The organism is Staphylococcus debuckii (assembly GCF_003718735.1).
Classification (GTDB): Bacteria; Bacillota; Bacilli; order Staphylococcales; family Staphylococcaceae; genus Staphylococcus; species Staphylococcus debuckii.
The window spans coordinates 2,514,671-2,534,262 of record NZ_CP033460.1 but is presented as its reverse complement, the minus strand read 5'-3'; the positions used below and the strand labels follow the sequence as shown (position 1 = coordinate 2,534,262).

General features: G+C 34.4%; 18 protein-coding genes and 3 pseudogenes. 13 read left to right on the top strand and 8 right to left on the bottom strand.

The genetic code is table 11. The annotated features are described in order from the left end of the window. The first annotated feature begins 19 nt into the window (after nt 1-19). From CNQ82_RS12295 to CNQ82_RS12240, 12 genes and pseudogenes are all read left to right on the top strand, one after another. Nucleotides 20-964 (top strand): lactate/malate family dehydrogenase, encoded by a 945-nt coding sequence (locus CNQ82_RS12295; protein WP_123145490.1) that lies wholly within the window; start codon nt 20-22, stop codon nt 962-964. A 297-nt stretch (nt 965-1,261) separates the two neighbouring features. Continuing rightward, on the top strand, nt 1,262-1,621 hold the full coding sequence (locus tag CNQ82_RS12290; protein WP_123145489.1) for a hypothetical protein: 360 nt from the start codon (nt 1,262-1,264) through the stop codon (nt 1,619-1,621). A 116-nt stretch (nt 1,622-1,737) separates the two neighbouring features. After that, the gene (gene ybaK / locus CNQ82_RS12285) at nt 1,738-2,226 is read left to right on the top strand and encodes a Cys-tRNA(Pro) deacylase (protein ID WP_123145488.1); all 489 of its coding nucleotides are present in this window, start codon (nt 1,738-1,740) and stop codon (nt 2,224-2,226) included. Nucleotides 2,227-2,352: 126 nt separating this feature from the next. Further along, nucleotides 2,353-3,117, top strand: a complete 765-nt coding sequence (locus CNQ82_RS12280; protein ID WP_123145487.1) for a DeoR/GlpR family DNA-binding transcription regulator — start codon at nt 2,353-2,355, stop codon at nt 3,115-3,117. Next, nucleotides 3,114-4,034, top strand: coding sequence for a 1-phosphofructokinase (gene pfkB / locus CNQ82_RS12275; RefSeq protein WP_123145486.1), 921 nt, complete (start codon nt 3,114-3,116; stop codon nt 4,032-4,034). Before CNQ82_RS12280 ends, pfkB begins: the two co-directional genes overlap by 4 nt. Nucleotides 4,035-4,040: 6 nt before the next feature. Beyond that, nucleotides 4,041-5,999, top strand: coding sequence for a PTS fructose transporter subunit IIABC (locus CNQ82_RS12270; protein WP_123145485.1), 1,959 nt, complete (start codon nt 4,041-4,043; stop codon nt 5,997-5,999). Between the two features lie 428 nt (nt 6,000-6,427). Next, nucleotides 6,428-7,837 carry a hemolysin family protein gene (locus CNQ82_RS12265; RefSeq protein ID WP_123145484.1) on the top strand — a complete coding sequence of 470 codons (1,410 nt, stop codon included), beginning with the start codon at nt 6,428-6,430 and terminating at the stop codon, nt 7,835-7,837. 180 nt (nt 7,838-8,017) lie between these two features. Next, the gene (locus CNQ82_RS12260) at nt 8,018-8,449 is read left to right on the top strand and encodes a DM13 domain-containing protein (RefSeq protein ID WP_123145483.1); all 432 of its coding nucleotides are present in this window, start codon (nt 8,018-8,020) and stop codon (nt 8,447-8,449) included. Nucleotides 8,450-8,557: 108 nt separating this feature from the next. Further along, a complete protein-coding gene (locus CNQ82_RS12255; protein ID WP_123145482.1) occupies nt 8,558-9,046 on the top strand; it encodes a DoxX family protein in 489 nt (162 codons plus the stop codon). Next, nucleotides 9,018-9,704: a response regulator transcription factor gene (locus CNQ82_RS12250; RefSeq protein WP_123145481.1), complete on the top strand. Its 687-nt coding sequence runs from the start codon at nt 9,018-9,020 to the stop codon at nt 9,702-9,704. The genes CNQ82_RS12255 and CNQ82_RS12250 overlap by 29 nt, the downstream gene beginning before the upstream one ends. Beyond that, nucleotides 9,701-10,138 (top strand): annotated as a pseudogene (locus CNQ82_RS12245) (two-component sensor histidine kinase); the annotation flags it as partial. The gene CNQ82_RS12250 and the pseudogene CNQ82_RS12245, both read left to right, overlap by 4 nt. A 350-nt stretch (nt 10,139-10,488) precedes the next feature. Continuing rightward, nucleotides 10,489-11,520 carry a PIN domain-containing protein gene (locus CNQ82_RS12240; RefSeq protein ID WP_103211187.1) on the top strand — a complete coding sequence of 344 codons (1,032 nt, stop codon included), beginning with the start codon at nt 10,489-10,491 and terminating at the stop codon, nt 11,518-11,520. Nucleotides 11,521-11,915: 395 nt separating this feature from the next. Here the strand turns inward: CNQ82_RS12240 and CNQ82_RS12235 are convergent, their stop codons facing one another. Then, nucleotides 11,916-12,722 (bottom strand): RipA family octameric membrane protein, encoded by an 807-nt coding sequence (locus CNQ82_RS12235; RefSeq protein ID WP_103211188.1) that lies wholly within the window; start codon nt 12,720-12,722, stop codon nt 11,916-11,918. Nucleotides 12,723-12,735: 13 nt separating this feature from the next. Beyond that, on the bottom strand, nt 12,736-13,122 hold the full coding sequence (locus CNQ82_RS12230) for a TIR domain-containing protein (RefSeq protein WP_103211189.1): 387 nt from the start codon (nt 13,120-13,122) through the stop codon (nt 12,736-12,738). Nucleotides 13,123-13,405: 283 nt separating this feature from the next. Here CNQ82_RS12230 and CNQ82_RS12225 point away from each other — a divergent pair. Next, nucleotides 13,406-13,537: pseudogene (locus CNQ82_RS12225) on the top strand (helix-turn-helix domain-containing protein); the annotation flags it as partial. 306 nt (nt 13,538-13,843) lie between these two features. On the opposite strand, the pseudogene arsC reads toward CNQ82_RS12225, so the two are convergent. The 6 genes and pseudogenes from arsC to arsD all read right to left on the bottom strand — a co-directional run bounded on the left by arsC (nt 13,844) and on the right by arsD (nt 19,577). Next, a pseudogene (gene arsC, locus CNQ82_RS12220) lies at nt 13,844-14,237 on the bottom strand (arsenate reductase (thioredoxin)). Between the two features lie 17 nt (nt 14,238-14,254). Further along, a complete protein-coding gene (arsB, locus tag CNQ82_RS12215; RefSeq protein WP_164711976.1) occupies nt 14,255-15,547 on the bottom strand; it encodes an arsenite efflux transporter membrane subunit ArsB in 1,293 nt (430 codons plus the stop codon). After that, entirely contained in the window at nt 15,547-15,861 is a 315-nt protein-coding gene (locus CNQ82_RS12210; protein ID WP_002509693.1) for an ArsR/SmtB family transcription factor, read from the bottom strand. The genes arsB and CNQ82_RS12210 overlap by 1 nt, the downstream gene beginning before the upstream one ends. After that, complete coding sequence (locus tag CNQ82_RS12205) at nt 15,858-17,522, bottom strand: FAD-dependent oxidoreductase (protein WP_123145480.1); 1,665 nt, start codon at nt 17,520-17,522, stop codon at nt 15,858-15,860. Before CNQ82_RS12205 ends, CNQ82_RS12210 begins: the two co-directional genes overlap by 4 nt. Then, a complete protein-coding gene (gene arsA, locus CNQ82_RS12200) occupies nt 17,522-19,249 on the bottom strand; it encodes an arsenical pump-driving ATPase (RefSeq protein WP_164711975.1) in 1,728 nt (575 codons plus the stop codon). Before arsA ends, CNQ82_RS12205 begins: the two co-directional genes overlap by 1 nt. Continuing rightward, the gene (gene arsD, locus CNQ82_RS12195) at nt 19,230-19,577 is read right to left on the bottom strand and encodes an arsenite efflux transporter metallochaperone ArsD (protein ID WP_011304044.1); all 348 of its coding nucleotides are present in this window, start codon (nt 19,575-19,577) and stop codon (nt 19,230-19,232) included. The genes arsA and arsD overlap by 20 nt, the downstream gene beginning before the upstream one ends. Between the last annotated feature and the right edge of the window lie 15 nt (nt 19,578-19,592).

Sequence of the window (19,592 nt, the reverse complement as noted above, 5' to 3'; positions counted from 1 at the left end):
GACAACAGGTGGTAATCATATGACAAAGTTAGGCATTATCGGAACAGGACGCGTAGGCAGCCAAGTATTAACGGATGCACAGTATCTAGGTGCTTTTTCAGAAATTGTATTGATAGATACAAATGAAGATTTAGCACACGGGGAAGCCTTAGATCATCATCATTTACAAGGTTTAAATCATACGCATCATATCAAGATATATGAGGGCAGTTACCAAGATTTAGCGGATGCAGAGATAGTGATTGTTTCTGCAAGCGCGCCTTCTACTCCAGATATGGCAGATCGTACCTTATTGACACGAGCGAATAGTTCAATTATTCATTCAGTATTTGAACAGCTGAACCAAGTAACACAAGAAGCTGTCGTTATAGTGATTTCAAATCCTGTAGATGCGATGACTTACTTAGGACAGGCTTCAAGTTATCCTGCTGAAAAGGTTATCGGTACAGGGAGAATCTTAGAATCTTCAAGATTCAGAGCGTTAATTGCAGACCATTATAAGGTAGACCCGAAAAATGTAGAAGCATTTGTATTAGGTGAACATGGTTCGCATGGTGTACCGATTTGGAGCAGAGTGAGAATCCATGGCATTGAATTAGAAGAGTTTGAAAGCTTAACAGGCAGCACACCAATAGATAAGAATGTAATCTCCAAACGTATTGACGAAGTATCATTCGAAGTCTTCCAGAAAAAAGGCTGGACGAATTCAGCTATTTCGAGAGCGGCTGTACAACTCGCACATGCTATTTTGCTCAATGAACAAAGCATTGAACCAGTCAGTGCAGAAGTACATGGAGAATATGGTTTTAAAGAAGGAGCACTCAGCTTATTATCCTTAATCTCTAGAGAAGGAATTGCAAAACGCTTACCAATTCAATTGGCAGAAGCGGAACTTCAACAACTAACAGCTGCGCATCATTTTATTCAACAAGCTATTGAGCAAGCGCAGAATGCGTTAGAATAATGACGCTTAAATTAAATGTATTAGATTTGTAACATAATTGAATTAAAAGCAAGTAAAGACGTGCAGATGAAACGAAATGAAAAAAGGTTTCCTGCACGTTTTTATATGGATGAAATCATGGTGTTTATTGAATTGAAAACTCTTACATTAAATAGAGTTGTCACCTTTAAAAAATATCGATTGTGTTACATTTATTACGTATATTACATTTGGTTTAAATAGCATGCTACATAAAGATTTAGCCTTATTTGTGTGTTAATATTGTAAACACGATAACAGAACGACGAGGGAAGTAGAATGAGAACAGTATTATTATGGATTTATGCTGGCATTCTGACTTGCTGTCTGGTTTTTCTACTTGTCTTAGTATCGAATGAAACAGAGCTTGCTAAATTCCAAAACGGTGTGACTACTTTTATGCAAGGCAAGCAAGTTTCTTCAAATGAAACGAAAGAAAGTGGACCGCCTCCATCTTATAGCGCGGTTGCTGGAAATGACATTAGTCATCAGGCACAATCAGAAAGTAAGCAACATGTAGACACAAATAAAGCAGAGAAAGCATTTGTAATTTCGATTACATCTATTAACTTGAAAACGAGCAAACATTTATTAGAAGATTTCACTTCACAAGGTGCATCTGACACTAAGGGTCGCTGATTGCGAACACTAAGATATGGTCAGTCACCTTGTTTTTTTGTCTAAAATAGTAAATAAGCAGGACGAGTTCTTTTAAAAGTCTAAAAATGCTATATTTGAGGCATGAGGTGAATGACATGAAACAGAAGAAAACCAATGCGATGCGTATTCTAGAAAATGAAGGTATCCAGTATGATGTGCGTACATTTAAAATGGGAAAAATGCATATAGAAGGACAAGAAGTAGCTAAATTAATTGATGCTTCACCAGAACAAGTTTTTAAAACATTAGTTTTTATTAATAATGATAGCGACCCATATGTATTCGTAATTCCAGTTGAAGGAAATTTAAATATGAAACATGCTGCACAAGCGGTTAAAGAGAAAAAATTGCATTTGCTTCCGCTTCAAGATCTTACTAAAGTAACAGGCTATATCCGCGGCGGTTGTTCGCCCGTAGGTATGAAACATCTTTATCCTACTGTCATCGATCAGTCTGCCGAGCAACAAGAAACAATCTTTGTCAGTGGTGGACAACGCGGCGTTCAAATGGAAGTACATGTACAAGATTTAGCGAAAGTAACCAATGCGATATTGGCCGATGTCGCTAATCATCATGCAGATTGAAGCAGATGAACAGACGTTCATCTGCTTTTTTTACCTTTAAATGATTGTTTTTTGAATGAAAATGAAAGATTTTGGTTGATTTATGTAAGCGGAAACATTATAATGGAATAGAAATGAGGTGACGATATGATAACGGAAAAAAGATTCGAGGTCATTATCAATTTATTAAAGGAGAAAGAATTTCTCACTTTGCAAGAATTGATTGAGATGACAGGCTGCAGTGCTTCCACTATTCGCCGTGATTTATCAAAGTTGCAGCATCAAGGTAAACTGCAACGTGTACATGGCGGCGCTACTTTAAAGACAACTTCACTCAGTGAACCTAAATTGTCTGAGAAGAAAGGACGCAACACACAAGAAAAAAGAGAAATTGCGAAAGCAGCTGCTCTGAAAGTGGAAGATAATGACTGTATCTATATTGATGCCGGATCATCAACTTATGAAATGATCGACTATATTACCGCTCAAAATATCGTTGCCGTAACTAACGGACTGACTCATGTAGAAGCGTTACTGCAAAAAGGGTTTAAAACTATCGTCATCGGCGGAGAAGTTAAACCGAATACTTTGGCAGCAGTAGGTCCGAAAGCTATAGAGACAATAAAAAGATATCATTTCGACAAGGTTTTTATTGGTATGAATGGTGTGGATTTAGAAAAAGGGCTGTCTACGCCTGATGAACAAGAAGCTTATGTGAAAGAAACAGCCATGCAATCGGGAGGACAAATTTATATTTTACTCGATTCATCCAAATTCGCGCATACTTACTTCGCAAACGTTCACTTGCCAAAACAAAAACAAGCTTTGATTGTAACTTCCAACAAAGCATTGCAACGCCAAGATATCAAAGCCTATCATAAACAATTCGTATTAGAAGGAGGACAATCATGATATATACGGTAACATTCAATCCGTCTATTGATTATGTAATGAAAGTTGCTGATTTTGCCACAGGAGAGCTTAATCGCGCAAATGCAACTTATAAATTTGCTGGAGGCAAAGGTATTAATGTTTCTCGAGTGTTGAAAACTTTAAATACGGATTCCACAGCTTTAGGTTTTATCGGAGGTTTTCCGGGTGCATTCATTAAAAATGCTTTGGAAAGTGCGCAAATTCCGACAGGTTTCATTGAAGTAGAAGAAGATACAAGAATTAATGTGAAATTAAAGTCAGGCGAAGAAACAGAAATTAACGCCAATGGACCAGCTATCTCAGAAGAAGCTTTCCAATCTTTACTTTCTCAAATTAAACAAACTTCAGCAGAAGACACAGTTGTGGTAGCAGGCAGCGTGCCTAAGAGTATACCGGATGATGCTTATGAACAAATTGCACAAATTACGAAAGAAACAGGCGCGAAGTTAGTGGTGGATGCTGAGAAACACTTGGTAGAAGCGGTATTGCCTTACCATCCTTTCTTCATTAAACCGAATAAAGATGAATTGGAAGTAATGTTCAATACACAAATCAAATCGGATGCAGATGTAGTGCGTTTCGGTACAGAAATTTTGGCGAAAGGTGCACATGCAGTCATTGTATCTCTCGGCGGTGATGGTGCGATTTATATTGATGATAAACACCAAATCAAAGCTGAAGTTCCGACAGGTGAAGTTATCAATACTGTCGGTTCTGGTGACAGTACAGTTGCTGGTATGATTGCAGGTTTGGAAAATGGAATGAACGTAACAGAAGCGTTTCGCAATGCAGTTGCTTCAGGTACCGCAACCGCATTCAGTGATGATTTAGCTGAAAAAGCAGACATCGAAGCAGTAAGGGAAAAAATAGTTTTGACAGACTTAGAAAAGGAGTGACAATGCATGAGAATAACTGAATTGTTAACACGCGATACAATCGCAATGGATGTTGATGCAACGACTAAAGAAGGCGTTATTGATACACTAGTTGATCAATTAGACCAAGCAGGCATTTTAAGTGATAAAGCAGCTTTCAAAGACGCTATTTTTGCAAGAGAAGGACAAAGTACAACAGGTATCGGTGAAGGAATTGCGATTCCGCACGCGAAAGTAGCGGCGGTTAAAAAACCAGCTATTGCTTTCGGAAAATCTAAAGAAGGGGTAGATTATCAAAGTTTAGATGGTCAACCCGCGCATTTGTTCTTTATGATTGCAGCTCCTGAAGGCGGTGCGCAAACACACTTAGATGCACTCGCAAAATTATCAGGTATTTTAATGGATGACAACGTCAGAGAAGCATTATTGCATGCTGAAACACCTGACGAAGTACTAGCAATTATTGACAAAGCAGATGATGAAGCACCAGATGAAGAGGAAGAAGCAACTGTAGATCCAGCTGCTGAAGGTGAAAGATCGGAATCAGATGAACCTTACGTTCTTGGTGTAACTGCTTGTCCTACAGGTATTGCCCATACGTACATGGCTAAAGATGCGTTGCTGAAACAAGCTAAAAAAATGGACGTTAAAATGAAAGTCGAAACGAATGGTTCAAGCGGTATTAAAAACCGTTTGACTCCAGAAGATATTGAAAAAGCAAATGGTATTATTGTGGCTGCAGACGTTCATGTAGAAACAGACCGCTTTGACGGTAAAAATGTAGTTCAAGTTCCTGTAGCAGATGGAATTAAACGTCCTGAAGAATTAATCGACTTAGCGTTGGCAACAGACCGTGCACCATTTAGAGCAAAAGAAGGACACGGCAAAGGCGCACAAGGTCAAAATGGCGGTAAAACTGAGAAACAAAGTGTCGGTAAAACAATTTATAAACACTTGATGAACGGTGTTTCTAATATGTTGCCACTGGTTATCGCCGGCGGTATCTTAATGGCAATCGCCTTTATGTTCGGTCCTAACTCCTTCGATCCGAAAGCTTCAGATTACAATGCTTTCGCCGAACAGTTATGGAATATAGGTAAAAACAGTGCCTTCGCGTTAATTATTCCAATCCTTGCTGCATTCATTGCTCGTAGTATTGCAGATAAACCAGGTATGGCAGCTGGTTTAGTCGGTGGTATGTTAGCAATCAGCGGTGACTCAGGATTCATCGGCGGTATTATTGCCGGTTTCTTAGCAGGTTATTTAACTGAAGGTATTAAAGCGATGACTCGCCGTATGCCTCAATCATTAGAAGGTTTAAAACCTACATTAATTTATCCAGTATTATCTGTAACGATCACTGGTTTACTCATGATTTATGTATTCAACCCGCCAGCATCTTGGATTAACCATTTATTATTAAACGGCTTAAACAGTTTATCAGGTGCTAATATCATGTTACTAGGTCTTGTTATCGGAGCAATGATGGCTATCGATATGGGTGGACCTTTCAACAAAGCCGCTTATGTATTCGCAACAGCAGCTTTAACAGAAGGTAATGCAGCTCCTATTACTGCAGCAATGGTCGGAGGTATGGTGCCGCCAATCGCAATCGCTTTAGCGACGCTTATCTTCAAACGTAAATTTACTAAAGCACAACGTGGTTCAATCGTTCCTAACTTTGTAATGGGTGCTTCATTTATCACAGAAGGCGCTATTCCATTTGCAGCAGCGGACCCATTAAGAGTTATTCCATCAATGATGGTCGGTTCAGGTGTAGCTGGAGCAATCGCACTTGCATTAGGCTCTTCTATCCATGCGCCGCATGGTGGTATCTTCGTCATCTTCGGTACAGACTGGAGCCATTCTTTACAAACATTATTAGCAATTGCTATCGGTTCTGTTATCGGTGCTGTCATCTACGGTTTATTGAAACGTAAACCGACAGCAGATGAAATTGCAGCTGCAGAATCTATGGATGAATAATTAAATTTGAAATTCAATTCAATTTAGCGCATTATAGATAAAGTGAGCCTGTTAATTCGGGCTCACTTTAAAATGTTATTTACTGTGGTAGGTAAATAAATATATTGAATAAAGCAGCTGATTAAGGATAATAAACAAGAGCGTTTTATTGTCTGGTTAATCGGCTGTTTTTTTCGACAAAGTACTTTAAAATTGTGATGAATTTGTGTGATGGAATTCCGAGTGATTCAATCCAAAAAATTTACTATTTCACTTGCTATTATGGTATGATATTCTTGTTAGATTTTACGCTAGTTGGGAGGTGTCGCTGTGATCATGGGAAGGATGTAGCTTTAATTCATGTAACATTAAGTATTACGAAATATACATCAATGCCGTACACAGCGGCATATAATTTTGGAGGTGAATCCCTAGCAATAGGGAACTAATTGGATAGTACGACCATAATAAATTTAGTTATATTTATATTTTTAATCGCTTTAACTACAGTATTTGTAGGATCTGAATTTGCTTTAGTAAAAGTAAGAGCAACAAAAATTGAAGAAATGATATCAGAGGGCAACGGTAGTGCCAAAGTGGTCAAGAAAATGATTACCAATCTTGATTATTATTTGTCAGCTTGTCAACTTGGTATCACAGTTACATCTTTAGGATTAGGTTGGTTAGGAGAGCCTGTCTTTTCTAAATTATTACATCCTGTCTTTGAATTATTACCTTTACCGGGTGCCCTAAATACAACCATTTCAATTGTTATTTCATTCTTAGTTGTAACCTATTTGCATGTAGTATTAGGTGAATTAGCACCTAAAACTTTTGCAATTCAGCACACTGAAAAGATTGCCTTACTTTATGCACGTCCGCTTTATTATTTCGGCTTAATCATGAAACCGTTAATTTGGTTAATGAATGGCTCAGCGCGTATGATTATTCGCATCTTTGGAATTGATCCCGACGAAAACAACGATGCAATGTCTGAAGAAGAAATCAAAATGATTATCAACAACAGTTATAATAGCGGTGAAATCAATCAGACAGAATTAGCGTATATGCAAAATATCTTTTCATTTGATGAGAGACAAGCTAAAGACGTCATGGTACCAAGAACGCAAATGGTCACTTTAAACGAACCGTTTACAGTGGATGAACTTTTAGAAACGATTAAAGAATATCAATTTACACGTTATCCGATTACTGAAGATGGAGATAAAGACCATATCAAAGGTTTCATCAATGTAAAAGAATTCTTAACTGAGTATGCTTCAGGCAAACCGCTTAAAATTGCTAATTACATTCATGAACTCCCATTAATTTCAGAAACTACACGTATTAGCGATGCATTAATTAGAATGCAGCGTGAACGTGTACACATCAGTTTGATTATTGATGAGTACGGCGGTACAGCAGGTATTTTAACGATGGAAGATATTTTAGAAGAAATTGTCGGTGAAATTCGAGATGAATTCGATGAAAATGAAGTCAATGATGTGGTTAAACTCGGAGAAAATACTTACCAAATTAACGGTCGCGTATTGCTTGAAGATTTAACAGAGGATTTCGGTATCGAATTTGAAGACTCAGAAGACATCGATACTATCGGCGGTTGGCTGCAAGCACACAACACAAACTTGCAACAAAATGATTACGTAGATACATTCTATGATAGATGGATTATTTCAGAAGTTGAAAATCATCAAATCATTACTGTTATTTTAAAATATGAATATAACGAAGAGCGTAAAGTAGAAATCGAAGAAGATGATGACGAAGATAAACATCATAGAGAAAAACGTCATAAAGATAAAAAAGAGAAGAAAGAACGTAAAGATAAAGCAGATTAATGCTTATTGGGAGCAGAGCTGAGACATTTTAATGTCTTGGCTCTTTGTTTTTTCCTAGACACAATTTCGACACGATGAAAAGTTATGTTTCAATTAATAAACAGTTAATGGTATGACGTTCAGGTTCAACATATAATTAACTCAACATATTTCAAATAAATAGAGAAATGAGGAGTTTAGATGAAACCAGCATATTGGATAGCAGCAGCTTCTTTTACTACAGCACTTATTCTAGGTGGATGCGGCAACCAAGAGAAAGAAGAAAAACATGAACATCATAAAACAGAACAACATAATCATCAACACAGTGATAGGGCACATAAAACACTGACAGGTGAGTTTAAATCTGGTGAAGAACATGTAGAAGGTAACGTTAAGATTGAACATGGCAAAATTATGCTGACAGACTTCAAATCAGCTAAAGGTCCTGACTTATATGTATATTTGACTAAAGACGGTAATATCAAAGAAGGTAAACAATTAGAAATGGTAGATTATAATAAGCCGGATCAAACTTTCGATATTCAAGGTGCAGATTTAGATAAATATAATGAAGTTACTATTTATTGCAAGAAAGCGCATGTGATTTTTGGTGCAGCTAAAGTAAAATAAATCAAAGTCAGAATAGAATTTACGAGGCTGGGACATCATAATATCCCAGCTTTTGCTCTTTGATTTGCTCCCGATTTTTAAATCAAATTACCTCAAAGGAGAAACAACATGAACAATTACCAAAATATTATTCACTATATTCAATACATTATCATTTTCATTATCCGTGTAGGTTCAGGCGGTTATATATTTGTACAAGGCTGGGAAAAATTAACAGGTGGCTTTACTATCAATGGTTTAGTGCCTGTGGTCATTCAGAATGAAGATTCACCTATATGGTTTAAATTATTTTTTGAACATATCGTGGCTCATACTACAGGAATTTTCAATATTATAGTGCCTTTAGGGGAAGTAGCAATCGGTCTAGGATTATTGTTCGGAATAATGTCACAAATTGCGAGTTTCTTTGGTGCGTTTGTTATGCTAAATTATATTCTATCGGATATGATTTTTACTTATCCGGTACAACTTGCATTTTTTATTATCCTTCTTATGAATCCTGCTATTCTTAATAAGATATCCTTAAAATCTATGATCCTATATATTAAAGAAAAAGGTGAATACAAACATGAACCACATCCTGCTCGTAGACGATGAAAAAGACATTGTAGATATCTGCCAAACCTACTTTGAATATGAAGGTTATACTGTTACGACTGCTTCGAACGGTGAAGAAGCACTTCAACACCTTAATGATTCAATTGATTTAATTGTTTTAGATATTATGATGCCTGAACTCAATGGTTACGATGTTGTTAAAGAAATGAAACAGAGGCAACTGGACATCCCGTTTATTTACTTATCCGCTAAGACTCAAGAACAAGATACTATTTATGCACTGACTTTAGGTGCAGATGATTATATGACCAAGCCATTCAGCCCTCGAGAATTAGTACTTCGTGCAAACAATCTGCTAAATCGTGTACAAAGATGCATGAATTTGCAGTCTTGCCTCAAATTCGGCGCACTCGAATTGAACGATACTCAGAAACGCGCACTCATTTATGATGAACCCGTCAACTTACGTATTAAAGAATTTGAATTGTTGTGGTATTTAGGAAAACATGAAAATGAAGTCATTTCAAAATCAGAATTGATCCAAGAAGTGTGGCAATATGATTACTACGAAGATGTAAACACAGTCAACGTCCATATTCATCGTTTACGTGAAAAATTCGAGCAATTCAACTATCATGATTATACAATTAAGACAGTTTGGGGACTGGGATATACTTTCGAAAGGAAACAAAGTTGATGTTTTCAATTAGAACTCAAGTCATTATCGGTGTACTTTCAAGTATCTTGCTGGCATCTACAATTTTAGGTATGGCCTATAAGTTAATGTTATTTAATGGTCATACCACGGCCCTACTGACCATTAGTGCGATAATCTCAAGTTGTTTAGCACTGTTGATCTGCAGTTTATTTTTAACTCCGCTTGTACAACGAATTAAAGTGTTTAATCTTAAAACTAAAGAGTTTGCAAATGGCAATTACCAAATGGAACCGATTAATTTCAATTCTCCACGCGAAATCAAAGAACTCAGTCACTCTTTTAATAAGATGGCAAAAGAAATAACAGAACAGATGGGACAAATTAAATCTGAGCAGCAAGAAAAATATGAGTTGATTCAAAATCTTGCACATGATTTAAAAACACCACTCGCTTGCATCATTTCTTATTCGGAACGTTTTTTTGAACTACTATTTTTAATTTAATTATTATTCTACCTTCATGAATTTCTGATAGTTGGTCTATAGTTTGTTATTATTATTGTAGAACAAATATTTACAAATAGAGATTATCCAATGATATCTTTTCAAATAGAACTTTAAGAGGTATAGAAAACGTAGGAAAGATACTTCTTCCTGACTTTGAAAAAAATATCTAATTATCTCAGTACAGTTACCTACAGTGGCAGAAAACTCTAAGTAACATGTAGAGGAAGATAATTTCAATATAGATAGAGAAGCTGTAGATTGGCCGAGTTATAAATTGAAAGTAATATCTCAAATCAAATGAAAGGAATGTTGAATATTTGTATAAGATTCTAATTGATACCTGTGTTTGGCTTGATCTTGCAAAAGATTATCAGCAACAAGCGACTTTAGATGCACTTGAAGAATCAATTCAACAAGGAAAAGTGGAGTTGATTCTACCAAGGACAATTATCGATGAATTTGAGAGAAATAAAGACCGTATCGTCGAACAAAGTGGACGAAGTTTATCTAGTACTTTGAAAAGAGTAAAGAAAGTAATTGATAAATTTGGCGATCCAGAACAAAAAATGGATGTGATAACTCAACTTAATGATGTTGATCATCGACTTCCTATGTTAGGTGAAGCTGCAGCTGATATGGTTAATCAGATAGAAAGATTGTTTAGTAGTACTCCCATAATTGAAATTTCAGATGCAGTGAAAATTCGATCAGCACAGCGTGCTATCGATAAACGAGCCCCGTTTCACAGACAACGTAATGGAATTGGTGATGCAATATTAATCGAGGTTTATGCAGATGCTGTCAGAGAAAAAGAAGTGGTGGAAAATCGTTATGTCTTTATCTCACATAATACTCATGATTTCAGTCATCAGGAGAAAAATAACAAACTACCGCACCCGGATATCGAAGAATATTTTTCGTCGGCAAAATCATTTTATTTTATAACTTTAGGTGAAGCATTAAAATATATTCAACCAGAAGAATTTGACGATCTAATGATTGAATATAATTGGCTTGAAGAACCAAGAAGACTGACTGAAATTATCGAAGCTATCGAAGAGCTTGGCACAAAAGTTTGGTACAATCGTCATCAGGTTTTAAGAGAAAAAGTCGAAGAAGGAATGATTCAAATTGTTGAAGAAGAAAACTTCCCAATCAAGAGCCATTCAACACGACCAATCCAACGCGATATTTGGGAAGGAGCGCTTAGAGCAGCTGAAAAAGTCGAAGAGAAATATGACTCGGAAGAGCTAATTCCGTGGGATGAATTTGAATGGGGAATGATTAACGGAAAACTCTCTGCATTACGATGGGTTTTAGGAGATGAATGGGATATGTTAGATACATAGTTTAAGGTTTTCTAACAATACTCTGTTAATCTGCAAATAGGTAATTACTGTAATCTTTTTATATTATACTATTCATCCCCCTAATCTATGTTGAAGGAGATTTGAGATCATGTATTCTTGAATCTTGCTCTTCAATTCTTCATATACTTTTCCATATTAAAAGGGATAGATGATGCGGCTGAACTAGCATCTTCTATCCCTTTATACTTTGGTACCTTCTTATAAATAAGCGATGTTATGTAAACTACGATAAAAAAATTGAATTAAAGTATGGGTCTCAGTATAGTACAAACTTATCAAAGCGAAATCTTGGTAGGAGTATCATGAGAAATATATAAATAAATAAGATCTATACTACAACAACTGTCACACACTATTGGATAATTAAAAAATTCTCACTTGCCCCCATAATTGTAAATAAACAAACTGACTGTAAGACCTATTATTAACAAACCAAAAAATAAGGGTACATTTTTTTCGGTTGCTGTAAATGATTTATATTTTTGGGGACGTAATCCTTTTCCGAGAGCCACCCATTCTGCTGAATAGATCTGTGCACCAAGATCTTTTTCTAAACGCAATATGACATCAAATTTAGCCTTATTAAGTTTCCCATAATTATCTATTAAATTACTCCATGACTTACAAAGAAGTAAAGTCACCACAGATAAGCCATATAGTATGCCAACAGTTTCATCCATCAAAACTCCCGATTGAACCAATAGACCAGCGATAGCAAGCAAACTACCAATCACTGTAATAAAGAAAGCATTCGTTTTTTGTCTTCTTTGAATTAACTGCTCCGATGATTGCACCATCATTTCATACAATTGGAAGCAATCGTCATTATTTTTTGAGAAGCATTCATCGAATTCTTCCTTAAAGTTATACTTTGAAATTAATTGTGAAATAGCAGATGTATTTTCACTATCAATATAAAATTCAATAATCTCTTTATTTGCTTCTTTCGCTTTTTCGATTTCCCATAGAGAGTTTTTAGATTCATTGCACGATTCAGGATTAAAAACAATTACAGCCTCTGCTTCATAAATAGCATTCTCAGCCTTTTGCTTCCACTTTTCCACTCCTGTGCTATTTAACAAAGTAGGTTCTAATTTCAAATTATGTTCCTTTGATAATTGTTTTAGTATTTCTTTAGCTTTTCCACTCTCTTTGAACCTATGAATTACAAATATTTTCATAGTTTGATTTCTCCTATCGATTCCCTTTGATTAATAATTTGAGATTGTCCCAAGTCCAATTATAAACTTTATCTGAAGCAAAGGCTGATGTTGGTTTAGTGCAATTTTTATTAGAATACGCTGCTAATAAAAAATATGGTTTATTCTTTTCTCTGGCGATTGATAACTCGCTAGCCACCCCTGTCGCCGTATGAGTTTTAGTTCCACAAAGAACTATTACTACATCAACATTGTCCATCCTCCTACGGACTTTTGCTTCCCAATCTCCAGGCAAATGTTTTTTTACAGAATTATCTTTAAATGTAAAAGGACTATCGGGAAATTTTGCTTGACCAGCTAACATTCTCCTCGCTCCTTCATCATTATCTATATCAAAACTAATAAATGCTCTCTTGTTCATTTATATTTCCTCCTCAACCTAAATTTTAAGAAGTGATTACGTTTATTTTAACATAAAGTAAATTAATGATTACGGCCACAAGATCTTACCACTTTAAGAACGGTTTGAAAACATTTGAAATAGATTAAAATAAACGTTCTTAAACATATAAAAATAGTTTACGAACGTTCAATATTTTGCATATACTTTTACGAACGTTATTCATTTATAATTAGAAAAAAATCTTCTGGTTAAAAAATTTATAGATGTGTTTTTCTCTCTTAAATTTTTGATTGATTAAAGTAGACCCAAACGCGATGATAATAACCTTAGAGATGCTATTGAGATGTATATGAGCAAAAAATACACTTTAGATGAGATAAAAGAACAGACAAATATAAGTAGAGCAACCTTGTATCGTCATCTAGATAAATAAGAGGTGATGAACGTTGTTAAAACAAGATTTAGTGTATAATGTACTGTTATCGATTAGAGAAGAATAAAGTGTAGATTTTAAAACTTTAGATGTAAGCGAAAAAATTTTTTATTAGCACTTGAAAGCATAGCGAGGCAAGATTTAGCAAAAAATATAGAGTTATTCTACAATGGGTGTTTTCCTATATGTGGCACAACAATATATGCAGAACTAACAGAAAAAGGTAAGCAGCAAATATCATTATATAAAACAGAGGATAAGCACATATAACAATGCTTATCCTCTGTTTTTGAATTTTATATTAACTTAATTATCATAAAATTGCTTGATCTTTTGACCTATTTCATCTCTTACACGTTGAAATTCTGACCAAGATTTACCTGCTGGGTCATCCCGCCCAATGTTCTTTTTTTACATTAGGCGGGATGACTGGACAATTCTCATCAGCATCACTACAAAGTGTAACAACTAGGTCTGATTGTCTTAAAATTTTATTATCAATTAAATCAGAAGTATGGTTTGATATGTCAATATCCACTTCTTTCATAGCTTCTATCGCCTTAGGATTTACGCCATGCGTTTCGATACCTGCTGAGTAAACATTCCATTCTTCGCCGAGTATTTCTCTTCCCCAGCCCTCAGCCATTTGACTACGACAAGAATTACCAGTACATATAAAGTAAATTGTTTTCTTATCCATTTATTATTACCTCTCTTTTAAAAAATTATTAGTGTTAAATATAGACCTAATAGGGTTACAAATAAAACAGGGATTGTGATAATAATTCCGGTCTTAAAATAGGTTCCCCAAGAAATCTTGACACCTTTTTGAGTTAGTACGTGTAACCAAAGAAGTGTGGCTAACGAACCAATTGGTGTTATCTTAGGCCCCAAATCAGATCCGATAATATTCGCATAAATCATACCTTCTTTTAATATTCCTGTAGCACTCGATTGACCAATTGCTATTGCATCTATTAAAACGGTTGGCATGTTATTCATAATAGAGGATAGGAATGCAGCTACAAAGCCCATACCCATAATGCAGCTAAATAAGCCATAACTTGAAATGTTTGTTAGTACATCACCAAGAAGTGTTGTAATGCCCACGTTTTTCAAACCAAATACGACGAGATACATACCAATGGAGAATAAAACAATATTCCATGGCGCACCTTTAATTACTTGTTTCGTATGCACGGCTTTAGATTTATGCGCTAATAATACAAATATTAAAGCAATGATACCAGCAATAATGGATACTGGAATATTTATAAACTCACTTATTAAATAACCAATGAGTAATATACCAAGTACGATCCACGAGATGTTAAAAAGTTTTTTATCTTTAATCGCTTCTCTTGGTTCTCTAATGTTTACTGCATTAAATGTTTTTGGAATAGACTTTCTAAAATATAACCATAAAACAAGAATACTTGCGAGCAATGAGAATATATTAGGTATAATCATTTTACTGAAGTATTCAATAAATCCAATATCGAAATAATCTGCGGAAACAATATTAACTAAATTACTGACAATGAGCGGTAATGATGTAGAATCAGCTATAAAACCACTAGCAATAATAAATGGAAATATCGCTTTTTTATCAAATCCTAAACTACGAACCATAGCTAAAACAATAGGAGTAAGTATTAAAGCTGCTCCATCATTTGCGAAGAAAGCTGCTACAACTGAACCTAATAGCATGATAAAGATAAACATTTTCAATCCGCTACCTTTTGATGCTCTCACCATATGTATAGCAGACCATTCAAAGAAGCCAATTTCATCTAATATGAGTGAAATAAGAATAACTGCAACAAAAGTTAAGGTCGCATTCCAAACAATTCCAGTAACTTCTAGTACGTCTGAAAAGCTTACAACGCCAGTGATTATAGCAACTACAGCACCAATTAATGCAGTAATACCAATATCTAGACCTTTAGGTTGCCATATAACAAAAATTAACGTTAATACAAATATTATGATTGCTAATATCGTCATCATTAACACTCACCTTTCTCTACTGTTTCACATATACATGGGACAGTACTGGAACTCAATAGAGTCAGTCGTGATGTAACGTCATCCAATACGTCATGATTCAATTTGTATAAATTTTTATTACCATCTTTTCTGGATGTAATTAAATTATTGTCTTTTAATACTTTCATATGATGACTTAATGTGGGTTGAGAAAAAGAAAAATGCTCTAATAAATCACAAGCGCATAATTCACCACAAGATAACAAATCTAATATTTCAAGACGGCTACTATCAGCAATCACTTTCAAGTATTGTGATATCTCATTATAATTCAATTTTTCTTCTCCCTTTCTACTTGAAATCTTTTATATCGTTGATAATTTTTATTGCCACCTGATAAATTATATACTTGTTTAAAGCCTAAATTAATAAGTACGTTTTGTGCAGCATTACCAGTAGTACCTTTATTACAATAAGTCACGATTGTTTGATTTTCATCTAACGTTTTTGCATAACTTCTCAACGTTTTCAATGGGACGTTAATCGCTCCATCAACATGATCAACTTCAAATTGCTTTGGAGAACGTACATCTAAAATCAATAAATCATTTTTTTGTTTTACGACTTCTTCAGGCGTTATAATTTTACGTCCCCGAGTAATATTGTGACCAATCATCCCTGTATAAATAACAGGATCTTTAGTTGTAGAAAAAGGAGGTGAATATGCTAAATCTAAATGAAATAAATCTTCTGCTTTGGCACCAAATGTTATAGCAGTAGCTAGTACATCAATTCTCTTGTCTACGCCCTCATACCCAACTATTTGCGCACCAAGTAATTTAGAATTATTTTTATCAAATATAGCTTTAATTACCATTTCTTGACCTTGCATATATTCTGGACGATTCGGTTTCACATTGTGTAATACATCAATATCAATTTCTAACTCAACAGCTTCTTTTTCGGTTAAACCTGTCTGGGCAATTGTCATATCAAAGATACGGACAATGCCTGTGCCTAAAATGCCTTTATGTTCTAGATTTCCACCAGTTAATCGATCTCCTAAAATACGACCCATTTTATTTGCTGTAGAACCTAGCGGTCTATATATAGGATTACCAGTAATTAAATTATAACTTTCTGCTGCATCACCAATTGCATATATATGAGGAATATTTGTTTCCAAATACTTATTGGTTTGTATTGCTCCAGATTCTCCAATATTAATACCAATTTCTTTAGCTAATTTAGTATTTGGTGTGACACCAATCCCAATAATGATTAAGTCTGTATCAATTAATTCGCCAGTTTTTAAGCTGACTCTATTTATCGTATGATTCTCATCATAATCAATAATGTCAATTTCATTATAGGTATATACGTTAGCTTTATCTTCAATATATTCTTGAATCATAAAACTCATATCGTAGTCTAAATGAGGCATAAAAGTGTTACGTTGAACAATTGAAGTGTTGTAATTAGATAATTGTTCTAACATCTCTAAACCAATAAATCCACCGCCAACGATTGTTATATTCTGAACATCATGGTCATTAATATAATTATAAATTGCTTTGGCATCATTAATATTTTTAACTTTAAACACATTATTATATTCTTCGCTATTTAATTGAGGGAGTTCTTTAGGCGATGAACCTGTTGCTAATACTAATTCGTCATATTCTTGAATCATCTTTTCATCATTTACTAAATTGGTAACTGTTATTGTTTGATCAGTATCATTTATCTGATTCACTTCATATTTTGTATAAATATCTATATTAAAGCGCTCTTTAAACCATTTAGCATTTCGTGGCGTGAGTTCATCAATATCAGATACATTACCGCCTATATAGTAGGGAATACCACATACTGAATACGAAATATCACTATCTTTATCAAAAACGGTAATTTCCACATCTTCACTATTTCTTCTTGCTTTAGCCGCGACACTTGTACCGGCAGCAACTGAACCAATGATTACAATTTTTTTCATTATGATAACCCTCCATAAGGTATGACAAAATAATTATCAAGACTTTCATTTTTAATCTTGTTTATCCAAATTGATTCATCTTCTTTTTTGTTACTAAAAAGGTCATCACGTTGATTTAGCGTAACTAACGATTGATTAACAACCCACCAATTATGGCCTATATTAGCTCTATTTAAATCTTCTACTAAACGTTTAGATTCTAAATAAGGTGTTTTTTCTGCTAGTGTTACGATTATCATCTGTGTTAAATTTTTATTTTGAATTTTGGGTAATAATGTTTCAACATTACTGGTAGTTTGAGTTGATTTTTTCTTTAGTTCTTTATGATGATTTTCACTAGAATCAAGTAACAGCAAGGTATGGCCTGTAGGAGCTGTATCTACAATTACGTAATCCATGTCTTCTTGATTCTCCATAATGTCACTAAAAGCTTTGAAAAATGCTATTTCTTCTGTACAAGGTGATTTTAAATCTTCCATAATATAATCAATATCGTCTTGTGGTGTATCATCATTCACTGTGGCTAGTACTTCTTTTTTATATTTTTCTAATGCTTGTTCTTCATCAATATAAGCAGTATTTAAATTACTTGTGGTTTCAACATTAATTTCTTTAGTAGGGTCAGTAGTTGCTAAAAGAACACGATATCCTTTATTAGATAATGCTGTAGCTAATTGCGTTGCTACTGTCGTTTTACCAACGCCACCTTTTCCCATTGTAAATAAATATTGAACTTTACTATTTTCAATTTCATCTATTAATTTATTGAATTGCGGATGATCTTCAACAATAAAGTCATCATTTTCAATTAAGTTATCATCATTTAATAGATTAGTTAAACTTTCTATACCTTCTTCTTTCTGCTTTTTATATGGAACGTAATAAGCATGATTGTTATTTAACCATTCAGTAAAATGATTAATGTTTTTATCTTGTTCTGATTTCATCTGACTTGAAATTAAACCGTGACTTTCTTCTATATAGTTGTTAATGATTACTTTGAATTTAGAAATTGACAGTTGTTGTAATTCTTGTTGCGCTCTTTGAATTTCATATATAGAAGAGTGAGTAGGTCTCGCAATTAACATCATTGTCGTATCTTTTGGATTGCGTAATTTTTCCAATGCTAAGTTATACTTATCTCTATTTTCATCCAATCCTGATAATTGCCCTAGGCAAGAAGCGTCATTACTCGTTGTATTTAAATAATCTGTCCATGCAGAAGGTAATTCAAGCATTCTCAAGGTGTGACCTGTAGGAGCTGTATCAAATATAATGAAATCAAATTCCTGTTCTAAAGTTTTATCGGATAAAAAATTTGTAAATTCATTAAATGCTGCTACTTCAACTGTACATGAACCACTTAACTGTTCTTTCATCTCAGAAAGCACATCTTCTGGTAGAATACCCTCATAAGGTTCTATGGATTGTGCTTTATAATCGTCTGCAGCAACAATCGGGTCAAAATTGGCTATAGAGAGATTAGGTATAGGTTGATATTTAGTTAATTTATTAGATAATTCCATTTGAAATACATCTTGTAAATTACTAGCTGGATCAGTACTTACTAAAGCTACTTTCTTTCCATTCTCTGCTAAGTTTAAAGCAATAGAACTTGATATCGTCGTTTTGCCTACGCCACCTTTACCAGTAAAAAACAAATATTTTGTTAACTCAACATTATTTAAATTCAATTTATTTAAGTATTTAACAGCATCCATCTCCATCACAGCATCCTCCATTTCTCATCTGATTAACCGTAATAATTTCATCGGCTTCTTCTTGGGTAATATAAGTACCCGTTTTAGCTATATTGCCTTCTATAAAAGTGATTGGTAAAACTTCATTACCTTTTTCTTGAATTAAACGAATAGCTTCTTTATTTTTAATAAATTCATTCGGATTATTACTCATATTATAACGTTGAACTTCTATTTGATTTTGTTTTAAATATTCATTGATTTGGTTCGTCTTTATTAGTGTTTCATCCGGTTCTGGACCACATACGCCAGTAGAACAGCACATAGCTTCTTCGTATATTTCAATATTTAACATTATACTCACCTCATT